Genomic DNA, 25,533 nt, shown 5'->3' on the forward strand with positions numbered 1-25,533 from the left:
ATACAACCATTACACATTTTATATAAACAACCTCGTGGCGAACCCACGAGGTTTTATTTTCCGGTACATCAACCACTAAAATCTAAGCAAACTTTTATATAGCTATAATTTAATGTGGCATTTATATTACTCATATTTGAATTATTCTACACCTTAAGCAACACTACTTCTTTAAATCTTCAGCACAATTTTCTTCAATTAAATAGATACCTACACCTAATGCTTTACTATGAAATTGTATATAAAACACAAGATTACCCGTTTTAATTTAAATCACTAAAAGAACATTTAAATTATCATTTACATAAAATTTTAATATAAAAATTATTAAATTAATTTATTAAACTAGTTTAATTTAATTATTCAATGATTAACATATATTAGAGCGAACATTAAACCAATCAACCAAAATGAAAAAATTCCTCTTAACAACATTGGCAATTTTTGCTTTTTCAACAGTCGCTCTTAAAGCACAAACCACTATTTCTGGAGTAATTACGGATACTGAAATAGGCGAGCCCTTAATTGGTGCCAACGTTATAATTCAAGGAACAAATACCGGTGCAAGTACAGATTATGATGGTAAGTTTTCAATAACCAGTAATGAACCTTTACCCTGGAATTTATCAATAAGTTATGCCGGCTATGCTTCTAAAATTATAGCGGTAACAACTGCAAGCACCAATTTAAAATACGATTTAAAACAAACCGCGTTCATTGTTGACGAAGTTGTAATTTCTGCATCACGAAGAAGAGAGAAAGTACAAGAAGCTCCAGCCTCTGTAACGGTTCTTTCGGCTAAAAAATTGGTCGGCTCACCACAAATTGATGCCGCTAGAAATTTGGTAAATGTACCAGGTGTCACTGTTCAACAGCAATCTGGCTCTAGAATGAATTTTGAAATGAGAGCAGCTGCAAGCACCTTTAGTACAAGAGTTTTTCCTATTAAAGATTACAGAAGTTTAGTGGCTCCAGGAAATAATACATTTCAATCAGATAAATCTGGTCTTAGTAATATTGATTTAGAAAGAATTGAGGTAGTAAGAGGTGCGGGTTCTGCACTTTACGGTCCTGGTGTAACTTCTGGTGTTATACATTTTATTACCAAAGGCGCAATAGACCACCCCGGAACCACACTTCAAGTTTATGGTGGTGAATTAAATACATATGGCGCTGCTTTAAGACATGCGACTAAAGTTTCTGATAAATTCGGTTTCAAAATAAATCTTCAATACAATAGAGGTGATGAATTTACACTTGATGGTTCTGAAGGCACAACTGCAGCTGATGGCACTTTCACAAGACAAATTGATAAGTTTCAATCTACTATTATACAACCTGCCCTAACTGCTGAAGGTGTAGTAGATAATAGAGTGCCAGGCAGAACTTTACTAGAATTGACTCCTAGAGCAGATGGAAATGTGATGCAAGATTATTATTGGAATATGGGTTCAGATATAACATTAGAATTCCGTCCGCAAGATGATTTAAGTATCATTGTAGCAGGTGGATTAAATCAAGCTTCTTCTGTGTTTTATAATGATTTAGGGGAGGGTTTATCACAACCACAAGAAGTTTGGGGACAAGCAAGAATGCAAAAAGGAGGGTTGTTTGCTCAATTTTATACAACTCACACGAATTTTGGTCCTGAAGACAGACCTATATTTTTATATCAAACAGGTAATAGAACTCCAACAGCTATAAAACAATACGAAGGGCAATTGCAATATAACTTTGATATTCCTGATTTTTTAAATTCAAATTTTACGGTTGGGTCAGATTACCGTCTTACTAAAACAGATACCGAAGGATTAGTGCATGGTAGAAATGAAAACGATGATGATTATAATGTATTCGGTATCTATGCACAGGGTAAATTTGAATTGGCAAAAAAGTTAGATTTAGTTTTGGCAGGACGTTTTGATAAATTTAATATTCCTGACGAAACTGCCGTTGCTCCTAGAATTGCATTAGTTTATAAAGCAAGTCCAAAACATACGTTTAGAGCTTCTTTTAATAATGCTAGTTTCTCCCCTTCTGCGTCCGAATGGAATTACGATTTCCCTGTTAATTCTCCTGTTCCGGGCTTTTTTGACTTTTGGTTAGCGGGGTCAAATGACATACATTCATTTGATAATGCAACAAGTATCGAATTTTTAAATCATAACATAACAGCTGCTGGTATAAGTGCGGCCACCGGTATTCCTATTGAGGCACTAACGCCTCTTGCAGGTGCACTTCCGCAAGAATTACCTAAAGAATTATTAGGCACAGGCGGTCTTAGTAATGAGTTTGTTCATCAATTCGCATCAGGCTCCTTAATTGCAGCTATGCAAGCCAATGGTTTAGAAGATTTTATTGATGATATTCAAGGCGTATTGGCAAATAGCCCTACCGGAAACAACGGAACATTTCTTGGAATTAACGCATTGGAAGGTGGCGCACCTAATAATAATTTAACCAACACAGTACGTGGGGTAATAGCAACATCTAAAACTTATGAAGTTGGTTACAAAGGGATTATTGGTGATAAATTTTCTGCTTCTCTTGATTTATATGCTATTACAGAAAGAGGCGGTTTTGACTTTACAGCAATTGCTCCGTTAATAGGTTTAAATGGTTTTAGTCAAGATCCATTTTTAGCTAAAACAGGAGAATTAATAGGCGCATTAGTAGAGGCTGGTTTACCTCAAGAATCTGCCACAAGTTTAGTCTCGCAAGCTTATGCAGGTACTGCTGCCCTGATTCCGAATTTTTATGGAACCGGTAGTGTTGAAACTAATAGAGTGCCACAAGATGATGGTATTTTACATGTTGCCGCAGGTTACAGAGTTTTTGATGCTCCTTATACAAGATATGGTGCAGATTTAGGTCTTCAATATTTTGCATCAGAAAAGTTAACATTTTTTGGTAACTATTCTTGGGTTAACGCTTCTGAGTTTGAAAGAGAACAAGGTGATGGTAGTGCACCATTTACTACTTTTTTAAATGCACCTGCAAATAAATATCGATTAGGAGCAAATTATGGAGAAGAAAAAGGAATTAGAGCTAACGTATCTTTTCAACATGATGATGCCTTTACCGCAAGTGCCGGACAGTTTTCTGGTGAAGTACAAGAAAAAAACTTAGTAGATGCCGGTATTGGCTACGTATTTAATAACGGTTTGGCGGTAGATTTATCAGCTCAAAATTTATTTGATAATGAATACAGAGCTTTGGTTAACATGCCTGCAATTGGTAGAAGAGTTATTGCTAAATTAACTTATAACTTCGGTGGAAATAAAAAATAACAATAGTTTTAAAAAAAAGGCAAATGTTGATGTTATGAACCAAAGTAAAACTTGAAATAGATTCAGTTATGAGGCTTGATGAATAAAAATTTTATTTTGAGAGCCTCTATAAAGCAGTTTCTTAATTGAACAAAATGTCTATATTTATAGAGTCCCAAAAGATTTTATAAATAAATGACTGCAACTGCTTCCAAAGATTATTTAAAGAACCTTAAAAATAAAATTCTTTCATATACAGAAGTTGACGAAGATCTTTTAAACCACTGGTTAGGCTATTATAAAAGAATTGATGTTAAGAAGGGTGATACCTTAATTTCTCCTGGGCAAATGGTAGAGCATTTTTACTATGTTGCAAAAGGCTGTATTTACTATTATAAATTGGAAGAAGGTGAGCAAAAAGTGCTTGAATTCTATACAGAAGATATCTTCTTTACGGATTTACCTGCCTATGTAAAAGAAACACCTTCTGACTATTATCTAAAAGCTTCTGAAAATACTATTGTATATGCCATATCAAAATCTGACGGCGAAAATTCATTTAAAAAATCACATCAGTTAGAGCGTTTTGGCCGCCTTTCAATGCAAGAGGCCTTTATGAAAATTTTTACTCGGGTCGAAAGATTAAGTAATAGAACAAACGAAGAACGTTATCTACGTCTATTAGAAAAACGCCCAGATTTACTTCAAAGAGTACCACAGTATTTAATTGCCTCATATTTAGGGCTAACTCCAGTAGGACTTTCAAAAATTAGAAAGCGCATAAGCATATCTCAACAGAGTTAAATAATTAACAACTACATATTTTTATTCTATTTTTCACCGCTCAAATTATCATAATCGTAAAATTTTAACCTTATATTATTATTTTATTAAACTGGTTTAATCAGTTTCGTATGAATTAATTCTAAATTGTCGTACGATAATTTCAAAGACAAAATTCGATATGGCAAACCAATATGTAGATTTAGAAACCCTTAAATTTTTATTATACAAAGTACATAGTGTACAAGATGTACTTGAGCAAGAACGTTATGCCGAGTATGACAAAGACTCCATAGAAATGCTTTTAAATTCTGTCAAGGATTTCTCTGACAAAGAATTATTCCCTTATTTCAGAGAGATGGATGAACAACCGGCGCATTTTAAAGATGGTGAAATTGTAGTACATCCGCAGGTAAACAAATACATGAAAGCCGCTGGTGAAATGGGTTTTATTTCTGGATCTTTCTCATACGAAGATGGTGGTATGCAATTGCCACAAATGGTATTGAATGCTTCTGCTTTTATACAAGAAGCTGCTAATAATTACTTACCTGGTTATGTTGGTTTAACTGTTGGTTCTGCAGAATTAATAACACATTTTGGCAATAAAGAACTTAACAAAACCTATGTGCCAAAAATGCTAGAAGGTACCTGGGGCGGTACAATGTGCTTAACAGAACCACAAGCAGGTAGTTCTTTATCGGATATTGTTACCTCTGCCACGCCAGATGGCGATTCATATAAAATAAACGGACAAAAAATATTTATTTCAGGAGGAGATTATCAAGGTGCAGAGAACATTGTGCATTTGGTATTAGCTCGAATAAAAGGAGCTCCTGCAGGTACAAAAGGAATTTCCCTTTTTGTAGTACCAAAAAAGAGACCAACCGCAGATGGGGGATTAACTCCAAATGATGTTACCACGGTTGCAGATTTTCAAAAAATGGGTCAGCGAGGGTACTGTACAACACACCTCTTTTTCGGAGATAAAGAAGATTGTACTGGTTGGTTAGTTGGTGAGCCAAACCAAGGTTTAAAATATATGTTCTTAATGATGAACGGAGCAAGAATTGGCGTTGGTAGAGGTGCTGCAGCAATTGCAACAGCTGCTTATCATGCTTCTTTGAATTATGCGAATGAAAGACCTCAAGGACGTAAGCTTACAAGCACAGGTAAAAAAGATGCTAATCAAGAGCAAACATTAATTATTAACCACCCAGATGTTAGAAGAATGTTATTGCTTCAAAAAGCAATTTCTGAAGGTTCATTAAGCCTGATCTTTTTAACAGCGAAATACCATGATCTTTCTCTAGCAAGTGCAACTGCAGAAGAACGAGAAAAATATAGATTGTTATTAGAAATAATGACACCAGTTGTAAAAACATACCCATCAGAAATGGGCAAAACATCTGTTGACAATGGGGTACAAGTATTAGGAGGATACGGTTTTTGTTCTGATTACGTTTTGCAACAATACCTAAGAGATATTCGAATTTTTGCGCTTTACGAAGGCACCACGGGTATACAATCTCAAGATTTATTAGGCAGAAAGGTAACCATGAATAATGGTGAAGCTTTAAAACTATTATCAGTAGAAATAAGTAACTCTATTCAGGCTAGTATGGCTCATGATTCATTAGCTCCTTATGCTAAAAAATTAGCTGCCAAATTAGAGTTAACACAAGATGTATTGAAATCATTAATGGGCTTTGCCATGAAGGGTGATTACCAACGTTTCTTAGCAGATGCTACTCCTTTTATGGAATTTTTCAGTAATATTTTAATGGGATGGTTATGGTTAGACTTGGCTAGAGAAGCGCAAAATGCCCTTGTAACCGGCAACAAAGAAAACAGTGCTGAATTCTACGAAAGTAAAATACATACAATGCAATTCTACTTCAAGTATGAATTGCCAAAAACTACAGGATTAGCAGAAATTTTAATGGACAATAAGACCGCCTTAACTATAGGTACTGATAAGGAAGTTTTTGTATAATTAAAATACTAGATTCTAAAATGTAATACTGAGCACAGTTCAAAGATAAGACTGATTAATATTCTTCAGTATGGCATGAATTCTATCAACTAACAACGAAAAATGAGCATAAAACAAAGATTTGATCTTACTGGAAAAGTAGCCGTAATAACAGGTTCTAGTAAAGGAATAGGACTCTCTATAGCTAAGGGTCTAGCAGAAAATGGAGCTAAAGTAGTCATCAGCAGTCGAAAACAAGATGCTGTTGATGCTGTTGCTAAAGAAATGCAAGAAGCTGGTTTTGAAGCAATCGGTATTGCATGTCACATTGGTGAAGCAGACCAGCGCGAAGCATTAATAGCCAAAACCATTGAGAAATATGGAAGAATAGATATTTTAGTAAACAACGCTGCTATCAACCCATATTACGGTCCGTTAGAAGATTCTGATGAAGAAGTTTTCGATAAAGTAATGAATGTAAATGTTAAAGCGCCTTGGCTACTTTCAAACTTAGCCCAACCGCATATGAAAGCACAAGGCGGAGGCAGCATAATTAATATTTCTTCTGTAGAAGGTATTCACCCTGGTTTTAAACTTGGCTTATATAGCGTTACAAAATCAGCTTTAATAATGCTATCTAAGAATCAGGCAAAAGAATGGGGAAGACATGGTATTCGCTCTAATGCAGTTTGCCCTGGTCTTGTTAAAACAAAGCTTAGTCAAGCATTGTGGTCCAACGAAAAAATGGTAGCAGGTTATACAGGTGTAGTGCCATTGAAAAGAATAGCCGAACCCGATGAATTAGCAGGTATTGTAATGCTTCTAGCTTCAGATGCAGGGTCTTATATGACGGGAGGTGTATATACGGTTGATGGTGGATATTTAATCTCAGGTTAAGAAAATAAATCAGTACAAAGTATTAAGTTGATAAAAGAAAAAGCTAATGAATTTTGAACATAGTGACAAAGCAATCGCATTACAACAAAAAGTACAAGCTTTTGTGGAAGAACATATTAACCCAATAGAGGCCGAGGTAGATTCTTTTCATCACAATCCTAATAATGCCTGGAAAAAATGGCCAGGACTAGAAGGTTTGAAAAAAAAGGCTAAAGACGCTGGTCTATGGAATCTTTTTCTTCCAAAATCTTATGGCGATTTAAGTCCGGGATTAACCAATTTAGAATATGCGCCCTTAGCTGAAATAATGGGTCGTATTATATGGGCTCCCGAAATTTTTAATTGTAATGCTCCTGATACAGGTAATATGGAAGTACTAGCAAAATACGGTACTCCAGAACAGCAAGACAAGTGGTTGAAACCATTATTGAATGGCGAAATACGTTCTGCTTTTTTAATGACTGAACCAGATGTTGCTTCTTCAGATGCTACCAATATTGAAACATCTATAGTTGCTGATGGTGATGAGTATGTCATTAATGGTAAAAAATGGTGGTCATCTGGTGCTATGGATCCAAATTGCAAGATTAGCATTGTAATGGGCAAAACAGATTTTGATGCTCCAAGACATGCTCAACAAAGTATGATTTTAGTACCTATGAATACTCCCGGGCTAAAAATCATAAGACACTTACCCGTTTTTGGCTATACTGATTCTCCCGAAGGGCATGCAGAAATTTTACTAGAGAACGTTCGCGTTCCTAAAGAAAATTTATTAGTGGGTGAAGGTCAAGGTTTTGCAATAGCCCAAGGGCGATTGGGACCGGGTAGAATTCATCATTGCATGCGTCTAATAGGCATGGCACAACGATCGCTAGAAATCATGGCAGAACGCACAACTAAACGTAAGCCTTTTGGTAGAACTTTAGATACATTTAGTAGTGTACGACAAGATATTGCAAGTTCAGCATGTGAAATTGAGCAAACACGTTTGCTAGTATTATCAGCTGCCGATAAGATGGACAGGCTAGGTAACAAAGAAGCAAAAGATTTGATTGCGATGATAAAAATTGTTACGCCAAAAATGGCTTTGAACGTAATAGATAGAGCCATTCAGATTTTAGGCGGTATGGGTGTAAGTGATGATACACCATTAGCTCACTTTTATGCAGCTGCGAGAACATTGAGATTAGCTGACGGTCCAGATGAGGTTCACATGAGTCAGTTAGGCAAGAATGTTATTAAGAAATACGCCAAATAAAGTTAGAAGTTCAACATCCAAAAAAATCAAGGTTTACCTCTATCGACATCGTAAAATAGGTAAGCCATAGAAACATCAATCAATTTCAAAAGCATCCCTCCTATTTAGGAAAGAAAATAACTTATGAATATAAAACCAGTCAGAGAAGGTGAAGAATTAAATCAGATAAATCTTAAGAAATTTCTTCTTGAGAACAATTTAATTGATGATGCCGAAAGTCAACTTCAAGTTGAGCAATTTGCCAACGGCTTTTCAAACCTTACCTACTTACTGAATATTGAAGATAAAGAATACGTTTTACGACGACCACCTTTCGCCGCTCCAAAACGCGGGCACGATATGAGCCGTGAATACAAAGTAATTTCAAACTTAAATTCCGTTTTTGACAAAACTCCAAAAGCGTACACGTATACAGAAAATACTGATATTATAGGTGCACCTTTTTATATAATGAGTAAAGTAGAAGGGATTATTTTGACCGCTAAAGAAGCACATAAAAGACAGATTCCTGAAAATGATTTTAAAACAATCTCTAATACTTGGCTAGACACTTTTGTTGCCTTTCATGCAATAGATTACAAAGCAGCAGGACTTGAAAATTTAGGCCGCCCAGATGGTTATGTCGAACGACAAGTAACGAATTGGAGCAAGCAATATTTGGCTGCTGCAACAGATGATGTACCTACCGCAGAGAAGGTAATGAAATGGATGGCAGAGAATCAACCTAAAAGCTACGACCACACTTTAATACACAATGATTTTAAATATGATAATGTGGTTTTTAAGGATAATAGCTGGAAAGAAATAATAGCTATTCTAGATTGGGAAATGTGCACGCTAGGTGATCCCTTAATGGACTTAGGCACTTCTTTAGGATACTGGACTACAGCAGCAGATCCAGATTTTATGAAAAAAGGTTTACAGTCACCAACAGTAATGAAGGGCAACCCGCTACGGTCTGAGATTGTGCAACAATATGCTACCAAAAGTGGTAGAAACATAGATAATCTGGTATTTTATTATGCCTACGGATTGTTCAAAATAGCAGTTATAGCACAACAAATTTATTATCGATATAAGCACGGGCATACAAGCGACCCAAAATTTGCTCAATTGAATAAGGCAGCTGAGTTATGTTGTAAAACAGCTTGGGAAGCAATACAAAAGAAACAGATAGACAATTTATTTTAAAGCATTTGGAAGCAAAATCACATACAGAAATTAACACAGAGCAATTAAGGGCATTCTCGCTATTACCTATGGACAAACCCGTGGTGATGCTTAACCTTTTAAAATTTAAAGAAACCGTTATAGAAACTGGATTAACAGGTGCTGAATCATATAAAAACTACATGAAAGCGGCTATGCCATACTTTCAAAAAGCAAATGCTGAAATTCTTTATATGGGAAAACCTCAACGAACATTAATTGGACCAGAGAATGAAACTTTGTGGGATAAAATATTGTTGATAAAATATAACACCGTCGCTGACTTTTTAGGGATGGTAAAAGCAGAGGGATATCCTTCACATTTAAGAGATCAAGCATTATTAGATTCAAGGTTAATTCAATGTGATTAAAAATACCATTATAAAAACCAAAAGAGCTTAGAGAAACTAAGATTAAAACAGAATAGATGAATTTAAAAGATAAAGTAGTCATAATAACAGGTGCCGGAAGCGGTATAGGTGCAGCGGCAGCCAAACTTTTAGGCGAACGAAACGCCACCGTCGTAGTATCAGATATTAACCTGAGCAATGCAGAGAAAGTAGCGGCTGAAATTATAAAAAATGGTGGTATTGCATCTGCCATAAAAACTGATGTCACAAAATTTGAAGAGGTTGAAGCCCTAATAGCACAAACAGTCTCAAAATATGACCGTGTAGATGTCATTGTTAATAATGCCGGTATTGGTGGCAAGCATCAATTGAAAACAGCTGAGCATACCCATGACGATTGGCATAATGTCATTGCCGTTAATCAAACCGGTGTTTTTTACTGTATGCAGGCTGCATTAAAACAAATGATGAAGCAAGGTCATGGCACCATTGTAAATGTAGCCTCTTTGGCAGGTCTAAAAGCATCAGGAAACAATTTATCCTACAGTGCTAGCAAATTTGCCGTGGTTGGTATGACAAAGTCAGCAGCTTTGGAATATGGCAGTAAAAATATTCGTATTAACGCAGTTTGCCCTGGTTACACACATTCTGCATTATTAGACCAATTACTTACGGTAAGACCCGATATGGGCGATTTACTAAAGAGATTAATACCGATGAAAAGATTTGGTGAGGCCAATGAAATTGCAGAAGGTATTTGCTTTCTTGCTTCTGATAATTCAAAATTCATGACAGGACAAACATTAACATTAGACGGAGGTACATCCTTATAAAATATATGAAGACATTAGAAATAACTTATAAAGACGAGTACGCAATCATTCAAATGAATCGCGGTAAAGTCAATGCTATCAATGCAGAAATGGTAGCAGAATTGCGAGAGACTTTTAAATCTATAGCAGCAAATGATAAGGTTAAGGGGGTAATACTTTCTGGTCAACCACATTATTTTTCTGCAGGTTTAGACTTAATTGAACTTTTTCAATATGACAAAAACCAAATAGAAAATTTCTTTTCTTCATTCGGTACTCTGTATTTAGAACTGGTACAATTTAAAAAACCCTTCATTTCTGCTATTACAGGATATTCACCTGCCGGCGGATGTGTTTTAGCGGTAGCCAGTGATAACCGGTATATGGCCGATGGAGATAAATATGTAATAGGTCTTAACGAGGTTGCCGTAAACATTCAAATAAGTCAAAACCTAACCGAAGTTTATGCTTTTTGGATGGGTGATGGTTTGGCGAGCAGATATATTCTAGAAGGAAAATTATTGACTGGTAAAGAAGCAGTATCCGCCGGTTTGGTAGATGAACTTGTTCCATTAGAAAATGTTTTGGAGCGTGCAGAAAAACAAATGCGCCTTTACATGAAAGCAGACCAACAAATTTGGATAAATACAAAAGCCAAAATCAGAAAGCATCTTCTTGAAAAATTAGATGCAGATGGTAAAAACTCTCTAAAAGAAGCTGCTGAACTTTGGTGGAAACCAGAAATACGAGCAAAAATGAAAGCTTATGTAGAAAGTTTTTCAGGCAAGAAAAAGTAAACATTCAACAATCATAAATTAAAGTCAATCAGGTTCTAATTTTTAACGGATTGATCATAAAATAACTAACTCATGAATAAACAATTATTATTTGTAAAAAGACCCACTGGTGATGCTGATGCTTCTACATGGTCATTAGTCTCTAACCCTATTCCTACAATTAAAGAAGGTGAAGTATTGATACAACAACATTATGTATCTCTAGATCCTGCAATGCGTGGATGGATGAATGATGCAAAATCTTATATAGCACCCATGGAAATTAACTCGGTAATGCGAGCCGGTTCTGTAGGGCAAGTAATAGAGTCAAATAATCACCCAAAGTTTAAGGTTGGTGATTATGTTGCCGGTTATGCCGGTGTACAACAATATATTGCTACCGAAGGTGAAGGCTATTACAAGGTTGACCCTAACCTTGCTCCTCTACCCACCTACATAGGCACTTTAGGTATGACAGGTATGACCGCTTATTACGGAATTACAGAAGTAGGCAAAATAAAAGAAGATGATATTGTTTTAGTATCTGGGGCCGCAGGTGCTGTTGGTAGCATTGTTGGTCAAGTTGCTAAAATAAAAGGCTGTAGAGTTGTAGGTATTGCAGGTGGTGCCGATAAGTGTAAATATGTTGTTGATGAATTAGGTTTCGATGCATGTATCGATTATAAAAACGAGAATGTAAAAGACCGCATAAAAGAAGAATGCCCTAAAGGTTTAGATGTTTATTTTGATAACGTAGGTGGAGAAATTCTGGATTTAGCATTAGGAAGACTTCGCATGCATGCTAGAATAGTTATTTGTGGAGCAATATCTCAATACAATAATAAAACCGCTATGAAAGGACCTAGTAACTACTTGTCTTTATTAGTAAATAGAGCTAGTATGACAGGTATGGTTGTTTTTGATTATGCAGATAGATATGCAGAAGGAGCTAAAATTTTAGGCGGATGGATGGCGCAAGGAAAACTAAAAAGCAAAGAAGACATCTATGAAGGCATTGAGAATTTCCCAGAAACATACAACCGTCTTTTCTCTGGCGATAAAATGGGAAAATTGATATTAAAAATAATAGAGGAGTAAAAAACATACTCCACTTTTAGCATAGTAGAGAACTTAACAATGCGAGATTTATACTATTTCTGTTTACACAGAAATGAAAAGCAAAGAACTTATATATGAAAGCTATACGATGTAAAAAATTCGGTCCTCCTTCTTCATTAGTATTGGAAGATGTTACTAATTTAAAACCGAAGGCAAAAGAGGTTTTAGTCGAAGTCAAGGCATGTGGATTGAATTTTCCAGATACATTGATTATTCAAGGCTTATATCAGTTCAAACCAGAATTGCCCTTTACACCAGGTAGTGACGTCGCCGGTATTGTTAAAGAAGTTGGCGAAGGTGTTTCTCATTTAAAAGTTGGTCAAGAAGTATTTGGTTTTGTAGCTCATGGTGGTTTGGCAGAAGAAGTTCTAGTTCCTGCAAATGCTTGTTTCCCAAAGCCTCCCCAAATGGATTTTCCCATTGCCGCTTCCTTTCTTATGGCGTATGGAACTTCATATCACGCCTTAAAAGACAGAGGTAATTTGGTAGAAGGTGAAACACTTTTGGTTTTAGGTGCTTCAGGTGGTGTAGGATTAGCCGCTGTTGAACTTAGTAAGCTTATGGGTGCAACGGTTATTGCTGCTGCATCAACCGATGACAAATTGGCTTTATGTAAGGAATATGGTGCCGACAAAACAATTAATTACACCACCCAAGATTTAAAAGCAACCATAAAAGAACTAACTGATGGTAAAGGTGTAGATGTTATATATGACCCTGTAGGCGGAACATATTCAGAAGCAGCCTTTAGAGGTATTGCCCGAAATGGAAGGTATTTAGTTGTAGGTTTTGCTGCTGGCGATATCCCTAAAATTCCGCTGAATCTTCCTCTATTAAAAGAAGCAGCTATAGTTGGTGTTTTTTGGGGTGCATTTGCCATGAAAGACGCTAAAGCGAATATGCAGAATACAATGGCTTTAATGAAATGGCATGCCGAAGGCAAACTAAAACCACATATTCACGCTGTTTATGATTTAAAAGATACAGCAACTGCTCTTGAAGAAATGACCCAAAGAAAAGTGAAAGGCAAATTGATTGTAAAGATTTAAAAAAAATAAAAATGACTGTTACTTCTAGTACTGTCAAGAATATAGAAATTACAAAATATAATATCATGAGATTAGAAAACAAAATAGCAGTGGTAACAGGTGGTTCTAGAGGAATAGGACAAGCTATATCAGAATTATTTGCAAAAGAAGGTGCTACAGTAATAATAGTTGACCTTTTACCTGAAGGGCAAGCAGTTGCAGACGGTATAAATGCTAGTGGTGGTAAAGCAGAGTTTCATTCAGTATCTGTAACAGAAAAATCGGCTATAGAAACCTTATTTGCATCGATAAACGATAAGTACGGAAAACTGGACATTCTTATTAACAATGCCGGAATTACAAGAGATAAAACTCTTGAAAAAATGAGTGAAGAAGAGTTTGATTCTGTTGTAAATGTAAATTTAAAAGGAGTGTTTTTGTGCACCCAAGCTGCAGCACCATATATGAAAGCAAACAAATATGGCAGAATAGTAAGTGCTGCTTCTAATGTTGGATTAAGAGGCAACTTTGGTCAAACAAACTATGCCGCAACAAAAGCAGGTGTTATTGCAATGTCAAAAACATGGACAGTTGAATTAGGTAAGCATGGTATTACAGCCAATGCAATTGCACCAGGTTTTACCATGACCGATATGGTAGCTAAAATACCTAAAGAGCATTTTGCTGCTATTGAAGCAAGTATACCACTGAAAACCGTTGCACAGCCCATTGATATCGCTTACGGTTATTTATATCTAGCATCTGATGAGGCGCGTTTTGTATCTGGTATTTGTTTAACAATAGATGGAGGAACTTCAAGATAATAATATGGCAAAATTAGAAATAGAAGATTTTAAGGCGTTCAGAGAACTGGAAGGCAAACCACTTCCAGAAGGTAATTGGATAATCGTAACTCAAGAAATGATCAACGATTTTGCCAAAGCTACGGGAGACCATCAATGGATTCATGTTGATGTTGAAAAGGCGAATAAATACTCTCCATTTAAAAAACCAGTAGCTCATGGTTTTTTGTCCGTGTCTTTACTATCTAAAATGCTGGAAGACCTCATTATGGTCAAGTCAGCAAAAATGGGAGTGAATTACGGATTAAACAAAGTTCGTTTTCCTAGTCCTGTTTTGGTCGATAGTCGTCTTCGACTTATAGGTAACATCGACAACATTGAAGATTATGGTGATTCTGGCTTAAAAGTTATATGGAACTGTACAGTTGAAATAAAGGGCTCTGAAAAGCCTGCCTGTGTTGCAGAATTTATCAGTCTTATGTTTTCTTAAAACCTCAACTTATGTAATTAAATAAAATCACGTGTAATTTATCGCAATTAAAATTAACAAAAAACAATCTAAAGCAATGACTAGACTCTTTGACCTCTTATACTACCAATTAGAAAATCATCCATTAGAAAACTCTATAAACGGTCGAGATACCTCTGGTAAATGGAAATCATATAGTTCACAGGAAGTAAAAGAAACTGCGGAAAGTATGGCATCAGGATTGTTGAATCTTGGTCTAAAACCTGGCGATAAGGTTGCTTTTGTTACTTATAAAAATAGACCAGAGTGGATGATTTTAGACTTTGCAATGCAAATGGCCGGATTGATAAGTATTCCTCTTTACCCAACAATCAGTGTTGGAGAGTATGAATATATTTTAAATGAAGCAGAGGTAAAAGTAGCTTTTTGTGGAGGCGGAGATTTGTACAAGAAATTAAATGCTACACGCAATAACGTACCTACTCTAGAACATATCTACACTTTTGATAAGCAAACTGACATTCCTTTTTGGGAAGATCTATTCAATGATTCACATAAGGCGGAAGTTGAAAAAATTAAAAGCGGAATAACAACTGAAAATCTGGCTACGATAATTTATACCTCAGGTACTACTGGAAATCCAAAGGGTGTAATGCTATCTCATAAAAACATAATGCACATCGCATTGAAAACTTCTCCACATTTACAGGCAAAGCCGGGTAATAATGTGTTAAGTTTTTTACCCTTATGCCATATTTATGAACGTTCTGTGTCTTTTGTTTACTATTACAAAAGCGCTAAAATTTTCTTTGCCGGTACAGATAATTTAAGTGGTCCAGATGGTGATTTAGCTGCTGTAAAACCAGCCACCTTCACAACCGTTCCAAGATTGCTTGAGAAGATATACGAGGCTATTTATAATAAAGGCTTGGCTTTAGATGGAATAAAAAAGAAACTTTTCTTTTGGGCCTTATCATTAACCGATGATTATGAAATAAATCAAAATTTATCTTTTGGCAAAAAAATAAAATGGAAAATTGCAGATAAATTAATTTTTTCTAAATGGCGCGATGCTCTTGGTGGTAATATAAATGCAGTTGTTACAGGTGCTGCCCCATGCCCTGTAAAAGTAATGCGTGTTTTTTGTGCGGCAGGCATTCCTATTCGTGAAGGATATGGACTTACAGAAACTTCGCCAACATTAAGTGTAAATACCATGGAGCCCGATGGCGCACTATTAGGTTCTGCCGGCCCTCTTATTGATGGAGTAGAAATATTAATTGATCAAGAAGGCGGAGATTATAGAGAAGGTGAAGGTGAGATTTTAGCATACGGTCCAAATGTAATGATGGGCTACTACAAGAAACCAGAAGTAAATGCCCAGGTTTTTTGCGAGATAGATGGCAAACGATGGTTTCGTACTGGTGATATAGGTACATTGGTAAAAGGACCTACAGGTAGAGAATTTCTTAAAATTACAGATAGAAAAAAAGAATTGCTTAAAACATCTGGTGGTAAATATGTTGCCCCAGCACCAATTGAAAATAGAATAAAAGAGGAGTTTTTAGTAGAACAAATGATGGTGATCGGTGATAAACAAAAATTTGTTTCTGCTTTGATAGTACCTGCAGAAGAAGCTTTAAAAAGTTATTGTAATAAGAAAGAAATTCCCTGGACCAGTTTAGACGAAATAATAAAACACCCAAAAGTTTTAAAACGATACCAGAAGATTATAGATACGTACAATCCTGAGTTTAGCCATGTAGAACAAATTAAAAAGTTCAAACTTATTGCTCGTGAATGGTTACCTGTACATGCTGATGGCGCAGATGCAGAACTAACCCCTACCCTTAAATTAAAGCGTAGGGTCATAAGAGAGAAGTTTAGTGCTGAAATTATGGATATCTATTCTGAATAAATAGTCTAATTAAAAAAATGAATTCTATAGTAAGGCGTTAACTATTGTGAACTAATAACTTGATTTTCTTTGAGAATATTATCATAATAAATAACAACTTCACAAATTGAAAACTACACTTTGATTAATATACCTTAATCTATTTTCGCTACCATTACAAGGCGAAATTCGTAAGCAAGCTAATCTTAGTCAGATTGGAAGATAATGTTTCTGTAACGGCTTTAAAAGACCTACAATTCAATAATGCCCGATAAATAAAAGGTGAATGTAAAAATAGATTACGTTGAAGTGAATTCAATGGTAATCATCACTGTACTATAGAGAATATTAGATTTTAAAAAGATTTAGGACCAAGTAAAAAATCTGAAAAAAAACTAAAATTAAAGCAAAAAAAAAACCAGTTCATTTCTGAACTGGTTTTTGTCGGGGTGGCAGGATTCGAACCTGCGACCTCCGCGTCCCAAACGCGGCGCGATAACCGGGCTACGCTACACCCCGAATTAGTTATCAAAAAATATGTCTCTCAACACATTGTTGCGGAGAGACAGGGATTCGAACCCTGGGTAAGTGTTTCCACCTACGACGATTTAGCAAACCGTTCCTTTCGGCCACTCAGGCACCTCTCCAGTAATTCTTCAATGAACTGTTGCTCTAAATAGCGGATGCAAATGTATAAGTATAACTCGTTTTACGCAACTATTTTTGATGTTTTTTTTTAATAAAAAATTACCTCCCTGTTACTCAGGATATTCCACACGCAAATGATAAATATTTATTAGCTTTTGTTTGAATATTTTCTTGATTTTTTCAATTTCTTTAAAAGTAATATCTGCATTCAAAAATTGATTTGCCTTCATTTGACCCGAAATTATCTTATCAACAAACTCATCAATGATTAAAAAAGTTGGATTTTTTAAACTTTTTGATGCCGCTTCTACAGAATCTGCCATCATTAAAATAGCTGTTTCTTTAGAAAATGGCAACGGACCTGGATATCTAAAATCTTCTTCATTTACATCTTCTTCTAATTCTTTTTGCTTTTTATAGAAGTAAAATACCAAAGTTGTACCATGATGCGAACGTATAAAATCTATAATTCTATCAGGTATATTATTCTTTCTAGCTATCTCAATTCCCTTAATTACATGATCAATAATAATACGTGCACTGTCTTTAGGGCTAAGCTCATCATGCGGATTTACATTGGTGACCTGATTTTCGGTAAAATAAGTCGGTTCGTTCATTTTACCAATATCATGATACAAAGCCCCTACCCTAACCAACATGGCATTCGCCCCAATTTCATTGGCCGCCGCCTCAGCCAAATTGGCTACTTGTAATGAATGATGAAATGTACCCGGAGCCTTATTAGATAATTCTTTTAAAAGCTTAGAATTGGTGTCTGATAACTCCAATAGCGAGACATCTGACACTAGACCAAAGAGTTTTTCATATATATAGATTAATGGCTGCACAAATAGCGTAATCATTCCATTTAAAAGAAAAAGTCCCAACGTGTACCATTCAATATCACTTAAATCGCCCTCATGTATCGTATGAAAAGCTAAATAACCAATAATATAAATAAGTGTTATCTGACCTACACTCACAAAAAGATTTGCTCTTTTATACAGCTCAGATACAGTAAGTATGGTTACTATACCTGTAATTATCTGTAAGAATATATACTCAAAACTATTAGGCACTACAAAGCCCAAAATTAAGATAGTAAGTACATGCACAAACAAGCCTAGCCTAGCATCAAAAAACGTTTTCAGAATTAATGGGAGAATACATAACGGAACCACAAATACTAATTGGTCATTATATTTTATAACCATGGTGGTTATAAAAACCATCAACAGAATATTGAAAAAGATAAAGGTTACTTTAACGTTGTTTTCATACACCGTTCGTCTATATTTTTTCAAAAACAAGAAAAGCATAATAAGCACCAAAGCCACAAGAACGGTGTAACCTATTAATATGTAGTAATAGTTACTAGCTGTCCATAATTCTGATTCATATTCAGACTTTAGCGACTCTAATATCTTTAGGTTTTCAGCTTCTACAACTTCACCTTTCGCGATTATTAATCGCCCTTGATCAACCGTACCTCTTGTATATGATAATTTTGATAACGCCTCATTTCTAGCTTTTTGAGTGAGATTGTTATCAAAACTGACATTGGGAGCTATAATATCGAAAAACAATGCTTGTGTATCTTTCTCAAAAGCCGATAAGTTATTTTCAGCGAGAACTTGACGCACCAATTTATTAATCTCATTTACCCTGAAAAAATCTGAAACCCTTACTTTTCTGGCTTCATTATCCTTTACTAAATAAATAAAACTGCGTTGAACCTGCTTACCATTGTTCTGTAAAATTCCCTTAGCATAAACGGAGTCTAATACTACTTTTGAAAAATATTTTAATCTTGCTTTCTGATTTTCTCCTAGTGCGGTTCCACCCCATTTATCTTCGAACTTTTGCTCAAATTCAGCTAAGACCTTAGTCACCTCAGCCTGATCATACCTGTAATATGGTAATTGATTACTTTCAATTACTTGTTTTTCTTTTGCTATTTCAGCATCGGTTTTCTGAATAGAAAAATCAAAAGGGGCATATAAATTTTCAAATTGCCAAGGCTTCCCTTTTTGAAATTCATATTTAAATTTTCCTCCCTTAGGCAAGAAAAACACAATAAATGCAACAGCCACAACATAGAGTATATATTTGAAAATGAGCGATTGCTGTTTGTAAAGATTATCCAAAAGAAAATTGTATTAGGTTCATCAAAAATAGAAAATTATAAACTGATAACTAGTAATTGAAACGATATCCCGTGGGTTGCTACAGAATTTAGTAATTTCGTATAATCAAATTACAAAAAACATGAAAGAAGTCGTTATCGTATCAGCCGTAAGAACTCCAATAGGAAGTTTTATGGGCGGATTATCAACAGTTCCAGCTCCGAAACTAGGAGCAATTGCTATTGAAGGCGCATTAAAAAAAATCAACCTTTCACCTACGCTAGTAGATGAAGTTATAATGGGCAATGTAGTACAAGCTGGCACAGGTCAAGCACCTGCAAGACAAGCTGCTATATTTGCCGGTATTCCAAACACCGTACCTTGTACAACCATAAATAAAGTTTGTGCCTCTGGTATGAAAGCGGTAATGCAAGGTGCACAAGCTATTGCTTTAGGTGATGCAGATGTTGTTGTTGCAGGTGGAATGGAAAATATGAGCCTAATTCCTCATTATGTTCATTTGAGAACAGGTACCAAATTTGGACCTACCACTTTCGTGGATGGAATGCAAAAAGATGGTTTAGTTGATGCATATGATGAAAACGCCATGGGTGTTTGTGCTGATGCATGTGCTACTGAATATGAATTTAGCAGAGAAGATCAAGATGCCTATGCTATTCAATCTTACAAGAGATCTGCCGACGCTTGGGAAAATGGAAAATTTGATAACGAAGTTATTCCTGTAGCTGTACCACAAAGACGCGGGGAACCTAAAATGGTTACCAAAGATGAAGAATTCAGTAATGTATTTATTGATAAGATTCCAAATTTAAGACCTGCATTTTCAAAAGACGGAACAGTTACCGCTGCAAATGCCTCAACTATTAACGACGGTGCTGCGGCATTAGTTTTAATGAGTAGAGAAAAGGCAGAAGAGCTAAACCTAAAACCATTAGCAGTTATAAAAAGTTATGCTGATGCAGCTCACGAACCTGAGTGGTTTACCACAGCCCCGGCAAAAGCATTACCGAAAGCTCTGGCGAAAGCTAATTTAAAATTAGAAGAAATTGATTTCTTTGAATTTAACGAAGCTTTTTCTGTAGTTGGTCTTGCCAATATGAAGATATTAGGCTTAGACGACACAAATGTGAATGTTAATGGCGGTGCCGTTTCTTTAGGACACCCGTTAGGATGTTCTGGTGCACGTATTTTAATAACATTACTAAATGTATTAGAACAAAATAATGCTAAACTTGGCGCAGCTGCAATATGTAATGGTGGCGGTGGTGCTTCAGCAATAATTATTGAAAAGGTTTAAGTGGATAAAAAAATTGCATGCAATACGGTATTTGTCAGTTAAGCATTATTCCTGTTAGAAGTACGCCAGATGAAGTAGCTGAATTAGTTACGCAACTTCTATTTGGAGAGCACTTTAAAATTTTGGAATGCCGAAAAAATTGGTCTAGAATAAAAACCATTTTTGATAAGTGTGAAGGCTGGATAATGAATAGCCAACTGTTTTTTATACCTGAAGATGAGTTTAATGACATTCAGGCACATAAAAATAAGAGCTATGTTACTGAGTTAATATCATATGTTGAAGATGCTAATCAAATACTTACACCTATTCTTATAGGCTCTTGTATTACTAACACTCCGTCATTGTCGGTTAATTTTGAAGGTAAACTTTTAAGTGACCAACAACCTAAAGAGAATTTAATTAAGACTTCATTGCTCTATTTAAACGCCCCGGAATTGAGAGGAGGAAAATCACCTTTTGGTATCGATAGTGCCGGATTCTCTCAAATAGTTTATAAGATTAATGGATATAGCCTTTTACGAACCGCACAAGACCAATCTACGCAGGGCACAGCCCTTAGTTTTGTAGAAGAAAGCGAAGCTGGTGATTTAGCTTTTTTTGACAACGCAAATGGTGAAATTGATCATGTTGGCATTATTATGGAAAACAACTATGTTATTCATGTAAACGGAAAAGTTAGGGTAGACCGCTTAGACCATACAGGTATTTTCAATAATGACCTTAGAACTTATACCCATCAACTACGGGTCATTAAAAAAGTAGTATAAAAAAAGGCCCTTAATAAGGGCCTTTTACTTTATTGTAGGTTTTGTGATTACTCACCTAACATCTTCTTCATTTTTGTGAAGTTTTCTGTATCACCCATAGCTCCGTAAATATTCTTAAGCTGAGTCATGATATTTTCACTTTCAGGATTGTTTTTCAATGCATCTTCTAAAACATCAGCACCTTGCTTAAACAAACCATCTTTTTTCTCTTTAAGCTCATCGTATTTTGCAATATCAGCTCTAGAATTACCTAATGAATTCATCTCATCAATCAATGCATTACCTTCATTTACATAAGTTGTAGATAGGTTTAAATATGCATTAGTATATTTAGGGTCAATTTCAATAGCTTTTTTATAAGATACACGTGCATCTGCATAATTATCTTGCTCCATGCTTATTACACCAACGTTATAATGTAAATCTGGATTATCTGGAGCCAAAGCGATTGCCTGAGCCATCAACTCTTTAAACTTATCCTTATTTCCTTGATTGAAATATAAGTTAGCTTCATTTAAGATAAGATTTACATCTTCTGGATCATTTTTTCTAGCTGCTTGATAAGCCTCTAAAGCTTTTTCATCTTGACCTAGTTGCGTATAAATCAAAGCTGTATTCTTAACAATCTCAGCTTTTTTAGATGGAGTTTTCTCATCTACCGGGTTTGAATACGTACCTGATTTTACCATAAGATCACGCTGAACCTTATCCATTTCTTCAACTTCACCAGAAGCGGCGTTTGTAGCTTTATATACTACAGCACTACCATCATAACCTACTTCTTGTAGTTTATTATAGTAATCTAATGCCATTTCATAATGACCACCGTTTACAGCACTACCAGCTGCGTAGTATAAATAAGAAGTATCTTTTGGACTAAGCGTGTAGCTCATGTACAACTTTTCAGCAGCTTCTTTAAACTTACTATTACCATTATCACTAACAGCAGAGTTTACAAGGTCTGCCGTTAAAGATGCCATATATTGGTTTGTTTCAGCAGAATATTTTTGCTTACCTGAAGCTTCTTCTAACTCTATAACTTTCTTGAAAGAAGTTGCAGATTTTTCAAATGCTTCATTATTTCCTTTTTTAGCCAAATCACTATAAATTTTACCTCTAGTGAAATAATATTGTGCTTGCGTCTTCTCATCTGCAGCTGCAATAGTTCCAGATGCAGCCTCAAGAGCAGTTTGCGCCGTAGCGGCATCACCTGACTTCAAAGCCTTTTCTGCAGCTTTTATTTCATTTTTTTGAGCAAAACCAACCATTGTAAATGATAGGGCCGCTACAAGTAATAATCTATTTTTCATCTTTAATATATTAATTATTAGTGTTTAAAATTTTTGATACTTAATCTTCAGTTTCAGAATTATCAGTCTCTGTACCTTCTTCGGGTTCAGAATTATCAATCTCCGTGCCATTATCGGCATCTACCTCTATATCAAGTATTTCCGCTTCTTCTAAATCATCTTCATCCTTCATCACTTTTGCAACTGCTGCAATAGAGTCATTACCTTTAATATTTATCAATCTAACACCTTGTGTTGCTCTACCCATTACACGTAAATCTTCTACGCTCATACGTATTGCAATTCCAGACTTATTGATAATCATTAAATCATCAGAATCGGTAACGTTTTTAATAGCTACCAGTCCACCAGTTTTATCTGTTACACTAATAGTCTTAACTCCTTTACCACCTCTATTGGTAACTCTGTAATCTTCAATGCTTGAACGTTTACCATAACCTTTTTCTGAAACAACCAATATTTCATCTTCAAAATTATGCACTGACACCATTCCAATCACTTCATCGTCATCATTAGCCAAAGTAATACCACGCACACCAGAGGCATTTCTACCCATTGGTCTCGTCTTACTCTCTTCAAAACGAATGGCTTTACCAGATTTAAGACCTAAGAAAATCTCACTTGAACCAGTAGTTAATTTAGCTTCTAGCAATTCATCACCATCACGAACGGTAATGGCATTAATACCATTTTGACGCGGTCTAGAATATTGCTCTAAAGATGTTTTCTTAACAACACCTTTCTTAGTTGCCATAATAACGTAATGAGCATTGATATACTCTTCATCTTTTAAATCTTGTGTACAAATGAATGCTTTTACACTATCATCTTGTTCAATATTTATAAGATTCTGTATTGCCCTACCCTTAGATGTTCTACTTCCTTCAGGAATTTCGAATACACGCATCCAGAAACATTTTCCTTTTTGCGTAAAGAACAACATATATTGGTGATTGGTACCAACAAACAAATGCTCTAAGAAATCTTCATTTCTTGTGGAAGATGCTTTTTGACCTACCCCACCTCTATTTTGAGTTTTGTATTCTGTTAATGGAGTTCTCTTGATGTAACCGGCATGAGATATTGTGATTACAACTTGCTCATCTGGTATCATATCTTCCATACTAAGATCCCCACCTGCAATATTAATTACAGATCTTCTCTCGTCACCATATTTATCTTTAATCTCAAGAAGCTCATCTTTTATGATTTGCATTCTTCGCTCCTTTTTCTCAAGAATATCTTTCAAATCAGCAATAAGAAGCATTATCTCATCATACTCGGTTCTAAGTTTGTCTTGCTCTAAACCAGTAAGTTGACGCAATCGCATTTCTACAATTGCCTTAGCTTGAATTTCACTTAATTTAAAGCGTTCTATTAAGTTCGCTCTTGCCTCATCAGCATTATTTGATGCTCTTATTATAGCAATTACCTCGTCAATATTATCAGAAGCAATAATTAATCCTTCTAATATATGTGCACGATCTTCAGCTTTCTTTAATTCAAACTGTGTACGCCTAACCACAACTTCATGACGATGCTCAACAAAGTAATGAATCATTTCTTTCACGTTCAATAACTGAGGCCTACCATTAACCAAGGCAATGTTATTAACACTGAAAGAAGTTTGTAATGCCGTATACTTGAACAGCATATTTAAAACGATATTAGGGATAGCATCTCTTTTTAAAATGTAAACGATACGCATACCGTTACGGTCAGATTCATCTCTAATATTGGATATACCCTCTAATTTTTTGTCATTAACAAGATCCGCAGTTTTCTTGATCATGTCGGCCTTGTTGACCTGATAAGGTATTTCCGTAACAACGATACATTCACGACCCTGAACTTCTTCAAAAGTTGCTTTAGCACGCATTTTTACACGCCCTCTTCCTGTATGAAAAGCTTCTTTTACACCATCATAGCCATAAATAATACCTCCCGTTGGAAAATCTGGCGCTTTAATATGTGTAATCAACTCATCTATTTCAATATCATTATTGTCGATATACGCAACAGTACCATCAATGACTTCCGCTAAATTATGTGGAGGCATATTGGTAGCCATACCTACAGCAATACCAGATGCTCCATTAACCAATAAAGCAGGAACTCTAGTAGGTAGAACAGTAGGCTCTTTTAAAGAATCATCAAAATTCAATTGATAATCTACAGTTTCCTTTTCAATATCTATAAGCATATCATCCGCAATCTTACGCATACGGGCTTCCGTATAACGCATTGCCGCAGGACTATCACCATCAACAGAACCAAAGTTACCTTGACCATCTACAAGCATATATCGTAGACTCCATTCTTGTGCCATACGAACCATGGCATCATATACAGAAGTATCACCATGCGGGTGATACTTACCAAGAACCTCACCCACAATACGGGCAGATTTTTTATGCGAGCTATTACTTCTAACCCCTAATTCATGCATTCCAAAAAGAACTCTTCTGTGCACGGGTTTTAATCCGTCCCTGACATCTGGCAGGGCTCGTGACACAATGACCGACATTGAATAATCAATGTAAGCAGATTTCATTTCGTCTTCAATGTTAATGGGAATCAATTTTTCACCGTCAGCCATCTTAAAATCTTATGTTTTTTAATTAGTAAAAAAGCATGCCAATATACTTAAATCCTAAGCGTTTCAAGAATAAGTGGATTTAATAATATTATTTTTTATTAACACTTGGCATAG

19 protein-coding genes and 2 tRNA genes are annotated in these 25,533 nt (G+C 35.5%); 16 read left to right on the forward strand and 5 right to left on the reverse strand.

Features of this window, described 5'->3' with window-relative positions:
* The first annotated feature begins 410 nt into the window (after positions 1 to 410).
* The 14 genes from BUC31_RS14885 (at position 411) to BUC31_RS14950 (ending at position 16,669) form a co-directional block, all read left to right on the forward strand.
* On the forward strand, positions 411 to 3,290 hold the full coding sequence (locus BUC31_RS14885) for a TonB-dependent receptor domain-containing protein (RefSeq protein WP_073245545.1): 2,880 nt from the start codon (positions 411 to 413) through the stop codon (positions 3,288 to 3,290).
* 174 nt (positions 3,291 to 3,464) lie between these two features.
* Positions 3,465 to 4,073, forward strand: a complete 609-nt coding sequence (locus BUC31_RS14890; protein WP_073245547.1) for a Crp/Fnr family transcriptional regulator — start codon at positions 3,465 to 3,467, stop codon at positions 4,071 to 4,073.
* Between the two features lie 160 nt (positions 4,074 to 4,233).
* Entirely contained in the window at positions 4,234 to 6,048 is a 1,815-nt protein-coding gene (locus BUC31_RS14895) for an acyl-CoA dehydrogenase family protein (protein WP_073245549.1), read from the forward strand.
* Between the two features lie 102 nt (positions 6,049 to 6,150).
* The gene (locus BUC31_RS14900; RefSeq protein ID WP_073245551.1) at positions 6,151 to 6,924 is read left to right on the forward strand and encodes a glucose 1-dehydrogenase; all 774 of its coding nucleotides are present in this window, start codon (positions 6,151 to 6,153) and stop codon (positions 6,922 to 6,924) included.
* A gap of 46 nt (positions 6,925 to 6,970) precedes the next feature.
* Positions 6,971 to 8,185, forward strand: a complete 1,215-nt coding sequence (locus tag BUC31_RS14905; RefSeq protein WP_073245553.1) for an acyl-CoA dehydrogenase family protein — start codon at positions 6,971 to 6,973, stop codon at positions 8,183 to 8,185.
* A gap of 123 nt (positions 8,186 to 8,308) precedes the next feature.
* Complete coding sequence (locus BUC31_RS14910) at positions 8,309 to 9,376, forward strand: phosphotransferase family protein (protein ID WP_073245555.1); 1,068 nt, start codon at positions 8,309 to 8,311, stop codon at positions 9,374 to 9,376.
* The gene (locus BUC31_RS14915) at positions 9,334 to 9,765 is read left to right on the forward strand and encodes a hypothetical protein (RefSeq protein ID WP_084135051.1); all 432 of its coding nucleotides are present in this window, start codon (positions 9,334 to 9,336) and stop codon (positions 9,763 to 9,765) included. The genes BUC31_RS14910 and BUC31_RS14915 overlap by 43 nt, the downstream gene beginning before the upstream one ends.
* A gap of 56 nt (positions 9,766 to 9,821) precedes the next feature.
* Positions 9,822 to 10,577 carry an SDR family NAD(P)-dependent oxidoreductase gene (locus BUC31_RS14920; RefSeq protein WP_073245557.1) on the forward strand — a complete coding sequence of 252 codons (756 nt, stop codon included), beginning with the start codon at positions 9,822 to 9,824 and terminating at the stop codon, positions 10,575 to 10,577.
* Between the two features lie 5 nt (positions 10,578 to 10,582).
* Positions 10,583 to 11,353, forward strand: coding sequence for an enoyl-CoA hydratase/isomerase family protein (locus BUC31_RS14925; RefSeq protein WP_073245562.1), 771 nt, complete (start codon positions 10,583 to 10,585; stop codon positions 11,351 to 11,353).
* A gap of 72 nt (positions 11,354 to 11,425) precedes the next feature.
* Complete coding sequence (locus BUC31_RS14930; RefSeq protein WP_073245564.1) at positions 11,426 to 12,430, forward strand: NADP-dependent oxidoreductase; 1,005 nt, start codon at positions 11,426 to 11,428, stop codon at positions 12,428 to 12,430.
* 95 nt (positions 12,431 to 12,525) lie between these two features.
* Positions 12,526 to 13,500, forward strand: coding sequence for an NADPH:quinone oxidoreductase family protein (locus tag BUC31_RS14935; protein WP_073245566.1), 975 nt, complete (start codon positions 12,526 to 12,528; stop codon positions 13,498 to 13,500).
* 65 nt (positions 13,501 to 13,565) lie between these two features.
* Positions 13,566 to 14,303: an SDR family NAD(P)-dependent oxidoreductase gene (locus tag BUC31_RS14940; RefSeq protein ID WP_073245994.1), complete on the forward strand. Its 738-nt coding sequence runs from the start codon at positions 13,566 to 13,568 to the stop codon at positions 14,301 to 14,303.
* Positions 14,284 to 14,772 carry a MaoC family dehydratase gene (locus BUC31_RS14945; RefSeq protein ID WP_244534057.1) on the forward strand — a complete coding sequence of 163 codons (489 nt, stop codon included), beginning with the start codon at positions 14,284 to 14,286 and terminating at the stop codon, positions 14,770 to 14,772. Before BUC31_RS14940 ends, BUC31_RS14945 begins: the two co-directional genes overlap by 20 nt.
* A gap of 76 nt (positions 14,773 to 14,848) precedes the next feature.
* Complete coding sequence (locus BUC31_RS14950) at positions 14,849 to 16,669, forward strand: AMP-dependent synthetase/ligase (RefSeq protein ID WP_073245568.1); 1,821 nt, start codon at positions 14,849 to 14,851, stop codon at positions 16,667 to 16,669.
* A 423-nt stretch (positions 16,670 to 17,092) separates the two neighbouring features.
* On the opposite strand, the gene BUC31_RS14955 is transcribed toward BUC31_RS14950, so the two are convergent.
* From BUC31_RS14955 to BUC31_RS14965, 3 genes are all read right to left on the reverse strand, one after another.
* A tRNA-Pro gene (locus tag BUC31_RS14955) sits at positions 17,093 to 17,167 on the reverse strand.
* 39 nt (positions 17,168 to 17,206) lie between these two features.
* Positions 17,207 to 17,295 (reverse strand) — tRNA-Ser (locus tag BUC31_RS14960).
* A gap of 111 nt (positions 17,296 to 17,406) precedes the next feature.
* Positions 17,407 to 19,443, reverse strand: coding sequence for an HD family phosphohydrolase (locus tag BUC31_RS14965; RefSeq protein ID WP_073245570.1), 2,037 nt, complete (start codon positions 19,441 to 19,443; stop codon positions 17,407 to 17,409).
* A 121-nt stretch (positions 19,444 to 19,564) separates the two neighbouring features.
* On the opposite strand from BUC31_RS14965, the gene BUC31_RS14970 reads away from it, so the two are divergent.
* Together BUC31_RS14970 and BUC31_RS14975 are read left to right on the forward strand one after the other, a co-directional pair.
* Positions 19,565 to 20,740 (forward strand): acetyl-CoA C-acyltransferase, encoded by a 1,176-nt coding sequence (locus tag BUC31_RS14970; RefSeq protein ID WP_073245572.1) that lies wholly within the window; start codon positions 19,565 to 19,567, stop codon positions 20,738 to 20,740.
* A 17-nt stretch (positions 20,741 to 20,757) separates the two neighbouring features.
* A complete protein-coding gene (locus BUC31_RS14975) occupies positions 20,758 to 21,510 on the forward strand; it encodes a C40 family peptidase (RefSeq protein ID WP_073245574.1) in 753 nt (250 codons plus the stop codon).
* Positions 21,511 to 21,557: 47 nt separating this feature from the next.
* On the opposite strand, the gene BUC31_RS14980 is transcribed toward BUC31_RS14975, so the two are convergent.
* Together BUC31_RS14980 and gyrA are read right to left on the reverse strand one after the other, a co-directional pair.
* A complete protein-coding gene (locus tag BUC31_RS14980) occupies positions 21,558 to 22,820 on the reverse strand; it encodes a tetratricopeptide repeat protein (RefSeq protein WP_073245576.1) in 1,263 nt (420 codons plus the stop codon).
* A gap of 40 nt (positions 22,821 to 22,860) precedes the next feature.
* Positions 22,861 to 25,419 (reverse strand): DNA gyrase subunit A, encoded by a 2,559-nt coding sequence (gene gyrA / locus BUC31_RS14985; protein WP_073245578.1) that lies wholly within the window; start codon positions 25,417 to 25,419, stop codon positions 22,861 to 22,863.
* Positions 25,420 to 25,533: the final 114 nt, after the last annotated feature.

It is taken from the genome of Maribacter aquivivus, assembly GCF_900142175.1.
Taxonomy (GTDB): Bacteria; Bacteroidota; Bacteroidia; order Flavobacteriales; family Flavobacteriaceae; genus Maribacter; species Maribacter aquivivus.